The sequence below is a fragment of the Limosilactobacillus reuteri subsp. porcinus genome (genome assembly GCF_036621895.1).
Taxonomy (GTDB): domain Bacteria; phylum Bacillota; class Bacilli; order Lactobacillales; family Lactobacillaceae; genus Limosilactobacillus; species Limosilactobacillus reuteri_J.
In genome coordinates this window covers 1-8,672 of record NZ_LN887412.1, presented here as the reverse complement: position 1 = coordinate 8,672, position 8,672 = coordinate 1, and the positions used below count along the sequence as shown (strand labels likewise).

Sequence of the window (8,672 nt, the reverse complement as noted above, 5' to 3'; positions counted from 1 at the left end):
TATGGTAGATTGTAAAATTTAAGTTGAACATATTAGTGGACATAAAAACCCATAAAGGTCTTTAATGGTGTCACCACAACATTCCATTAGAAAGAAGGACCTTTATGGGCACCACTATTTTATCATTTGAAGACCGTGTTGTCATCGAAACTCTTCGTTATGAAAACCGCTCCCTTAAATACATCGCTGATTACCTTGGCTTCAGTAAAACCACGATCTTTAATGAGGTTCATCGTTTGACTGGTGAATATCACGCAGTTAAAGCTCAAGTTGATCATGAAGCTAAACTTAGTCATCGTGGGCGTAAAACCATCTTAACGACTAACCTCAAGCGATTAATTGAAGAAAAGATTAAGATCCAAAAATGGTCGATTGAACAAGTGGCTCATGTAGTTAGAATCGCCTACAAGACCATCTACAACTGGATTGATCAAGGAGTATTGGATATTGGCGTGGCTGATTTACCTGACCATGGAATTCGCCGCCGACGAGCCAAAGAAACCCGTGGGACTTTTAGCTATGGACGTTCCATTGAAGATCGTCCCGCTGAAGTTATTGACCGTCATACCTCAGGTCACTTTGAAGCAGATACAGTTTTATCTGGAAAGCGTAAAGGTCAAGCAATAGCTACGTTTGTCGAGCGTAAGAGTCGTCTTATCATCGTTAAACGGCTTCAGGGACGAGATAGTACCTCAATGACCAAGGCCATTTTAGAATTAACTAACCAGTTAGAAGATAATCTCAAGACCCTTACTGTTGACCATGGGAAAGAATTCGCTAACTACAAGCTAATTGAAGAGCAGGCCAGGATTCCCCTCTACTTTGCGCATGCTTATTCTCCACATGAACGGGGCAGTAATGAGAATCGCAACCGAGTACTACGACGCTTTATCCCCAAAGGTCAACCGATTGAGGAAATCACTGATGATGAGTTAATTCAAATTAACTGGTATTTGAACTCCAGGCCACTCAAATGTTTAAACTGGCGCACACCAATTGAGATCTTTTTGCGTAATCTGCGTCACTAACTTTGTTCAAGTTATTTCTTGCAATCTGCCAAATTAAAAAAAGTTCTTGGTCAAATCTCAACCAAAGACTTCTTAGCTAATTAATCTTCTTTTCGATGACGGATATTAAATGCATGGCGACTGGAATGGCTCTTTCCATGGTTATCATTTCGGTGACCACCACCATGTTGGTGACGGCGGAAATTCTTACGCCGGTAGTGGTTGCCACCATGCGAATTATTTCGGTTGCCATTACGGTTATTCCGCTTGTTACGCCGTGGGAGAGGACGTTCAGGAGTAATCTTAACTGGAACTTCACTGGCCGCTTCCTTCGTCATGTTATTTAACAATGCTGCTACCAGATCAGTTGCATTATGAGTTTCTAGTAGCTTTTCAGCGGCTTCTTCATAACGATCAGTTGAATCCTGCGCGATTAATTCATCGATATCATTAAAGGCTGAGGCAACTTGACCCTTAAATGCTTCTTCAGCTGTTGGTGGCTTAAGTGGCAGCATCCGTACCCGGGTTAATTTTTCAATCTCATGAAGGTAATCCATCTCATTTGGGGTAACAAAGGTTAAGGATACCCCGTGATGTCCTGCCCGTCCTGTTCGGCCAATCCGGTGAACATAGCTGTCTGGGTCAGATGGAATATCATAATTATAAACATGCGTAACCCCGGAAATGTCTAAGCCCCGAGCAGCCACATCTGTTGCAACTAAGATATCAAGTTCATTGTTCTTAAATTTCCACATGATCTTAGAACGCTTATCTTGAGTAAGGTCACCATGAATACCAGCTGCATTGTAGCCACGCGCAATCAAGCCCTTCGACAATTCATCTACCCGCCGCTTTGTCCGACCAAAGACAATTGTTAAGTCAGGATCTTGAACATCAATTAAACGGGTCATGATGTCAAACTTTTCATAGTCACGCGCGCGAATATAGTACTGATCAACTAAGTCAGTAGTCAATTCTTTGGCCTTGATCCGCACAGTTTCCGGATCAGACATAAATTGAACTCCAATCCGCTTGATTTCTGGTGGCATGGTTGCTGAGAAGAGCAATGTTTGCCGATCATCTGGTGTTTCCTTGATGATTGATTCAATATCCTCTAAGAATCCCATGTTTAGCATTTCATCTGCTTCATCGAGGACAAGGGTCTTAATGTGGTCAAGTTTAACTGTATGACGGTTAATATGGTCACGTAACCGTCCAGGGGTCCCCACGAGAATTTGTGGGTGTTGTTTCAAGCTCTTAATTTGGCGCCGAATATCTGCCCCACCATATACTACTTGCACGCGAACATGTTTATCTTTACCAAGACGATAAAGTTCTTCTTGAGTCTGGATTGCTAATTCACGTGTTGGTGAAATGATAATTGCTTGAATATTGAGATTTTCAGTATCAACGTTTTCAATAATTGGCAATCCAAAAGCAGCCGTCTTACCAGTCCCTGTTTGTGCTTGCCCAATAACATCCTTACCTTCAAGAACCATTGGAATCGTTTGTTCTTGGATTGGTGTTGCTTCTTCGTATCCGCTCCGTTTGATTGCTTTTAATAGGCTATCGGATAAGCCTAATTCACTAAACTTCAAAAATTTTCCTCCTAAAAATGACCAGTCGATTTATGATATAAGCATCAGTAATCGACTGGCAAATATATTAACTATTCTGCTTTTAATGCCGTCAAGACTTCTTCTAGGTGAATGCCATGGCTTGCCTTCAATAGGACAATATCATCACCTGTCAAAGTAGTCGTAAGATCGGCAATTAATTGTTGAAGGTCACTAGCAGCATAATGATAGATATCTTCAGCTGGGTATCCTTCTTGGATCAACTTGTCTTTAAGATTTTTCATTTGTTCGCCTACAAGGTAAACACTAGCAATCTTTTGGTGGTCAATCTCTTCTGCTAAGCTAGCATGCAACTTTGCCGCAGCATCCCCTAATTCCAGCATGTCCCCTAATACGGCGATCCGGCGACCAGCTACTGGTGTTTCTGCAATCGTCTTAAGGACTTCCTTGGCAGCGGTCGGGTTTGAATTGTAAACATCACTTAAGATCTGTTCACCATTCTTTCCTTTAACCCATTCAGCACGATTTTCCGTTAATTCAACGTTTGCCAACGCTTGCTTCATGTGGGCGGGAGTAATATGCAGAATCTTACCCACTTCCATAGCCGCTAACGCATTATTAATATTGTATTCACCAACCATTGGGATAGTGAATTCTTCATCTGGCCATTCGTTGACGGTAAATGATAACTGCCGTGGTTCATCGCGGACACTTGTTGCATACAAATTATTGCTTAGTTGCCGACCAAAGCGCATCTGTCGTTGGGCAAGATCTTTTACCCGTTCCTCTAATAATGGTTCATCCCCATTAAATACTAGTGTTCCATCTTCCTTTAGGCCATGGGTAATTTCCATCTTTGCATCAGCAATCTTATCACGAGTCCCGAAGAATTCGATATGTGCTTCCCCAATCATTGTAATAACGGCAATGTCAGGATTTACAAGCTTACTTAAGAAGTCAAGCTGACCAAAACGGTCCATACCCATCTCAACTACCACTGCTTCGGTATTAGACTCCATGTTAAGAAGCGTTACTGGAACTCCAATCTCATTATTAAAATTAGCATATGTCTTCGCGACATTAAACTGCGTACTTAAGATTGACGCAATCATATCTTTAGTCGTCGTCTTCCCATTACTGCCTGTAACTGCAACAACAATCGGATTGATCTTATGCAAGTAGTACTTCCCTAGTTGTTGAAGGGCCGCTAGTGGATCACTAACGACTAATAGCGGGTGCGTCTGATCCGTTATCTCATGGTCACTAGCCCATAAACTAGCTACTGCACCATTGGTAAAAGCACTCGGTACGTATTGGTGGCCGTCTTGGGCACCTTGCAATGGAACAAATAAGCTCCCTTGATCTAAGTGTCGACTGTCAAATGACACACTAGTCACTTCTACGTCTTTCCATTGTTCAATGTCATTTTGTGCGTTGATCGCCTTGGCAATTTCCGCTAATTTCATTTTCATGAAAAAGATACCTCTTCTTTTGATACTTTGGTCTAGCTTTTTAATTATATCACCCTCACTAGTATAAGGCGATTAAAAACAATAAGTCGTGAGTAAAAATAGCAAAGACTGAGAAAAAGCAAAAGTTTTTTCTCAGTCTTTGCTATAAACTTATTACATTTGACGCAACCGTTCAATTCGCTTATCTAGCGGGGGGTGAGTGTCAAATAGATTTGAAAAAGGATGGTGCTTAGCGTTCTTTTCTGGATCGCTAATATATAATGCCGAACTGCTTGGGTCCACATGTTTCATTGGAACAGCAGTTTTTAGCTTTTCCAATGCACTAATCATCCCTTGCGGATTACGGGTTAATTCCACAGCACCTGCATCGGCTAAGTATTCCCGATTACGTGAAAGAGCCATCTGCGCAATGGTTGCTGCCAATGGCGCTAAGATAATCAAAAGAATCGAACCAAGGATGGCGAAAATACTTGATGGATTATCCCGGTCATCACTACTGCTCCGACCACCAATCCACCAGAAATTTCCAGCAAAATTAACAAGCATTGCGATTGCGGATGCTAAGGCTAACGCAATTGTTTGCAGACGGATGTCATAGTTACGAACGTGAGTCATTTCATGGGCCATTACCCCTTCTAGTTCCTCACGATTCATTTTTTCCATCAAACCAGTAGTAGCGGCCACAGCAGCATGCTCAGGATCATTACCAGTCGCAAAAGCATTGGGACTTGGGTCATGGATGATATAGACTTTCGGCATTGGTACCCGTGCAACTAAAGCCATATCTTCAACAATATGCCAAAGTTCTGGCGCATCACTCGCTGATCGTACCTCCGTCGCGTTATTCATCCGCATCACTACATCAGTCGATTGACCAATGATCACAGACATATAGATCACCGCAATAATCGCCGCAATGATCATGCCGCCAATCGCTGTCCGCGCAAATAAATAGCCAATCGCGGCCCCAATTAAAGCAAGCAATACAAAGAACCCAAACATCACCAAAATTGTTTTTCGTTTATTACGGGCAATTTGCTGATATAACATGCTTAATCACCTAAATCATCAAATGAAACTTTTGGCACAGCCTTGGCTTCTTCTGGCACTTGTAAGTAATCCATTTGTTGGAAGTGATGAATTTTAGCCACAATATTGCTTGGGAAAGATTGAATCTTAGCATCTAAAGCCGCCACAGTACTGTTGTAAAGCTGCCGTGAGTAGGCAATCTTGTTTTCAGTATTGGTTAATTCTTCCATTAATTTTTGGTATTCAGCACTCGCTTTTAAGTCTGGATAATTTTCAGCGACGGCAAACAATGTCCGTAAAGTTCCCGTTAATTCATTGGAAACTTCCATTTTTTTAGCATGATCGCTGTCTGGAATACTATTTAATTCCGTCCGCAGCTTTGTCACCTTTTCCAAGGTTCCCGCTTCATACTTGCTATAGCCCTTAACTGTTGAAATTAAGTTAGGGATCAAGTCGTTACGTCGTTGTAATTGAACATCAATTTGACTCCAGGATTCTTGTGCGTGTGTCCGCAATTGAATCAAACTGTTGTAAAGTCCTGCATAAATAGCAATCAACAAGACAATGACAACAATTACAATAATAAGGGTCATTTTTGTTCCTCCTCTAAAAATATTTGTTCTTAATTTTACCAAAAACTTAAGGATAGTGTTAGGATTCCCGAATATTTTAGCAAAATATTATCTTTTTCGGTATGATAGAAGTATAAACGAGGTGATTACATGAACGTTTTATTTGTCTGCTTAGGAAACATTTGTCGGTCACCAATGGCCGAGGCAATGTTCAAGCAAATGGTTGATGACGCAGGATTAAATGGCAAAATCAATGTTGATTCTGCTGGAACAAGTAACGAAGAAGAAGGAAATGGTCCCCACCCAGGTGCCGCAAAGACAATGCACGCACACGGGTTATCAACGGATGGCTTAATCTCACGCCCAATTACACGACAAGACTTCGAGTGGGCTGATTACATCATCTGCATGGATAATATGAACAAGTACAACTTACAACGCATTGCACCAGCGCAAGATCGTGATAAAGTCCACTTAGCATATGAAGTAATTCCTGGCAAAGAAGATCAAGAAATTCCTGATCCTTGGTATACTCACCGCTTTGAAGATACTTACAATAGCCTAAACGAGACATTGCCATTATGGCTGGATAAAATTACTAAAGAATTGTCCTAACAACAAAAGAGGTTTGGAAAATAATTCCTTGCCTCTTTTTATAGTTTAAATTGATTGTATCCAGTAATTTCAACGTCTCTAGCTGTTAGCTGAACCCTCATCAGCGCGCCGTTATGTAAGTTTTCATACTTGTATCCAGGTTTCCCATACATCCCCGCAATATATTGGATAATCGATCCATGGGCTACTACAACCACATTACTCTCATCCGGTAAGCTTTGCAAAAAGGCAATTGCCTGCTCTACACGGGCATTTAATTCATTACTATCTTCTGCAAGGTGAGCCGGATCGGCGGCTTTCAGTAAGTCATGCGCTTTTTCAACGCCAAACTCATCAACTAATTCACCGATACGCCTAAATCGCTTACCTTCAAGATAGCTTGCCCAGATAGCGCCTTCTTCATTACTATGACCTTCAAAAGACCCATAAAATACCTCGCGGAAGAACTTTTTTTGGATTGGTTCCTTCACCGTCGCAGTTAGGTGATCCGCAATTAAAAGCCGTGCAGTATCAACTGCTCGTTTTAAATCACTGGAGAAAAGGTAATCGATCCTTAAGCCCGCTAAAACTTGGCCGATCTTTTTAGCATCCATCTCTCCTTTTTCTGTAAGCGGGGTATCTGACCATCCTTGCAGGCGAGCAAACCGGTTGAAGTAGGTCTCACCGTGCCGGACAAAGTAAACTGTGATTGCCATTCGATAACCTCCATTATAATTAGGCGACTGCTGGCGTGCCTAACCATTCAATCATATCTTTCATTTTAGCAGTTATTGCATCTGTTCCGGGAAGTAATAATTTCCGCGGATCATATCCTTTTTGTTCTTTATTGAGGTCTAATTCATTTTCAATATACTTCCGGGTTGCATCTTGGAACGCTAACTGGAATTCAGTATTGATATTCACCTTTGCAATCCCCATTGAAATTGCTTTTTGAACCTGTTCTCTAGGAATTCCTGAACCACCGTGAAGCACTAGCGGAATATCAATCGCATTCGCAATTTCTTGAAGGCGGTCAAAGTCTAACCCTGGCCAGTTAGCAGGGTAAATGCCGTGAATGTTACCAATCCCACAAGCAAGACGGTCAACCCCCATTGCTGCAAACGCCATTGCATCTTCAACATCAGCAAGTTCCCCACTGCTGGTATCCTGATTTTCTCCCACTTTACCGATTTCGGCTTCAACCGCAATGCCGCGTGAATGCGCTAATTGGACAATCTCTTTGGTTTTGGCGTAATTTTCTTCAATCGGCAACTTATGGCCATCAAACATGACTGACGAATACCCTAAGTTAATGCATTCAATCGCTGCATCATAGTCACCATGATCCAGATTCAGGATAACTGGAACTTTAATTTCCATTGCATCCATCTGGTCTTCAACCATATCTTTGACAAATTTATAACCACCCATATATTTGGCAGCTCCCATTGAAACTTGGATCAGTACTGGGGTATTAGTCTCCGCTGCCGCCCGCAAAATTGCCCGGGTCCATTCAAGATTATTAATATTATATGCCCCAATTGCGTATTGATTCTTCCGTGCATCATCAAAAAGTTTGTTTCCGTTATCAAAGTAAGCCATCATTCTTCCTCCTAAATTACCTGTAACTTCTGCTTGCTCGCTAATTCGATATAATTAATCATTTGTAAGAAGCTTTCAATCTCGAGACTTGCGCGACCGATTAGCGCCCCATCAACATTTGGTTTACTCATAATTTGACCAATATTCTCGGGATTAACACTGCCACCATAGAGTATTCGGACTTGCTCGCCAATCTCATTACCATACATTTCAACTAGACTTTGACGAATTGCCTGACATCCCTCTTCCGCAATGTCTGGATTTGCTTGATGCGTGCTCCCAACGGCCCAACTTGGTTCATATGAAATAACAATCTGTGATAGTTTATTAGCTGGTACCCCTTTAAGGACGCTTTTTAGTTGGCGAAATACATAATGAATTTGTCCGTTAACTTCTGTTTGGACCATCTCTTCATCCGTACAAATGATTGGAATAATACCAGCATTGAGGGCTGCTAAAACTTTTTGATTAATTGAATCATTATTCTCGTTAAAAAGGCGCCGGCGCTCTAAATGCCCTAGCATCACGTATGTCACGCCCGCATCTGCTAAACTTCGCATGCTAATTTCTCCAGTATACGGTCCCTCTAACTCAGCAGATGCATTTTGAGCAATAATTTGTAAGTTGGAAGATCCCGCCACTTTTTTCATGTTATAGAGCGAGACTGCTTGTGCCGCGATCCCAATTTCTTTATTTGCCGGGAGTTTTTCTTTAATTGTTTTAACAAACGCAACGGATTCATGAACATTTTTATTCATTTTCCAGTTCGCAATAATAAACGGTTTGCGCATTCCTTTACCTCCTCGTATTCTATAAATA

At 41.6% G+C, this 8,672-nt stretch carries 9 protein-coding genes; 2 read left to right on the top strand and 7 right to left on the bottom strand.

Annotation, left to right across the window (positions count from 1 at the left end):
• Window positions 1-104 precede the first annotated feature (104 nt).
• Complete coding sequence (locus AACL61_RS05400) at window positions 105-1,028, top strand: IS30 family transposase (protein ID WP_102816468.1); 924 nt, start codon at window positions 105-107, stop codon at window positions 1,026-1,028.
• 80 nt (window positions 1,029-1,108) lie between these two features.
• On the opposite strand, the gene cshA is transcribed toward AACL61_RS05400, so the two are convergent.
• From cshA to AACL61_RS05380, 4 genes are all read right to left on the bottom strand, one after another.
• Window positions 1,109-2,605, bottom strand: coding sequence for a degradosome RNA helicase CshA (cshA, locus tag AACL61_RS05395; protein ID WP_003667239.1), 1,497 nt, complete (start codon window positions 2,603-2,605; stop codon window positions 1,109-1,111).
• Between the two features lie 71 nt (window positions 2,606-2,676).
• The gene (locus tag AACL61_RS05390) at window positions 2,677-4,056 is read right to left on the bottom strand and encodes a UDP-N-acetylmuramoyl-tripeptide--D-alanyl-D-alanine ligase (RefSeq protein WP_085681068.1); all 1,380 of its coding nucleotides are present in this window, start codon (window positions 4,054-4,056) and stop codon (window positions 2,677-2,679) included.
• Window positions 4,057-4,209: 153 nt separating this feature from the next.
• A complete protein-coding gene (gene htpX, locus AACL61_RS05385; RefSeq protein ID WP_019254264.1) occupies window positions 4,210-5,106 on the bottom strand; it encodes a zinc metalloprotease HtpX in 897 nt (298 codons plus the stop codon).
• A gap of 2 nt (window positions 5,107-5,108) precedes the next feature.
• Complete coding sequence (locus tag AACL61_RS05380; RefSeq protein WP_003667234.1) at window positions 5,109-5,678, bottom strand: LemA family protein; 570 nt, start codon at window positions 5,676-5,678, stop codon at window positions 5,109-5,111.
• Between the two features lie 129 nt (window positions 5,679-5,807).
• Here AACL61_RS05380 and AACL61_RS05375 point away from each other — a divergent pair, with 129 nt between their 5' ends.
• Window positions 5,808-6,272 (top strand): low molecular weight protein-tyrosine-phosphatase, encoded by a 465-nt coding sequence (locus AACL61_RS05375; RefSeq protein ID WP_003667233.1) that lies wholly within the window; start codon window positions 5,808-5,810, stop codon window positions 6,270-6,272.
• 38 nt (window positions 6,273-6,310) lie between these two features.
• On the opposite strand, the gene AACL61_RS05370 is transcribed toward AACL61_RS05375, so the two are convergent.
• The 3 genes from AACL61_RS05370 to tpiA are packed head-to-tail and all read right to left on the bottom strand — an operon-like array spanning window position 6,311 to window position 8,644.
• Window positions 6,311-6,967, bottom strand: coding sequence for a histidine phosphatase family protein (locus tag AACL61_RS05370; RefSeq protein ID WP_339111089.1), 657 nt, complete (start codon window positions 6,965-6,967; stop codon window positions 6,311-6,313).
• 19 nt (window positions 6,968-6,986) lie between these two features.
• Window positions 6,987-7,853, bottom strand: a complete 867-nt coding sequence (gene fba, locus AACL61_RS05365; protein ID WP_035160021.1) for a class II fructose-1,6-bisphosphate aldolase — start codon at window positions 7,851-7,853, stop codon at window positions 6,987-6,989.
• 11 nt (window positions 7,854-7,864) lie between these two features.
• A complete protein-coding gene (gene tpiA / locus AACL61_RS05360; RefSeq protein WP_102816473.1) occupies window positions 7,865-8,644 on the bottom strand; it encodes a triose-phosphate isomerase in 780 nt (259 codons plus the stop codon).
• Between the last annotated feature and the right edge of the window lie 28 nt (window positions 8,645-8,672).

What these genes read in the sequence shown, in the direction of transcription:
- AACL61_RS05400 (WP_102816468.1), top strand. Translation starts at nt 105, where the DNA reads ATGGGCACCACTATTTTATCATTTGAAGACCGTGTTGTCATCGAAACT.
- AACL61_RS05390 (WP_085681068.1), bottom strand. Translation starts at nt 4,056, where the DNA reads ATGAAAATGAAATTAGCGGAAATTGCCAAGGCGATCAACGCACAAAAT.
- htpX (WP_019254264.1), bottom strand. Translation starts at nt 5,106, where the DNA reads ATGTTATATCAGCAAATTGCCCGTAATAAACGAAAAACAATTTTGGTG.
- AACL61_RS05380 (WP_003667234.1), bottom strand. Translation starts at nt 5,678, where the DNA reads ATGACCCTTATTATTGTAATTGTTGTCATTGTCTTGTTGATTGCTATT.
- AACL61_RS05375 (WP_003667233.1), top strand. Translation starts at nt 5,808, where the DNA reads ATGAACGTTTTATTTGTCTGCTTAGGAAACATTTGTCGGTCACCAATG.
- AACL61_RS05370 (WP_339111089.1), bottom strand. Translation starts at nt 6,967, where the DNA reads ATGGCAATCACAGTTTACTTTGTCCGGCACGGTGAGACCTACTTCAAC.
- fba (WP_035160021.1), bottom strand. Translation starts at nt 7,853, where the DNA reads ATGGCTTACTTTGATAACGGAAACAAACTTTTTGATGATGCACGGAAG.
- tpiA (WP_102816473.1), bottom strand. Translation starts at nt 8,644, where the DNA reads ATGCGCAAACCGTTTATTATTGCGAACTGGAAAATGAATAAAAATGTT.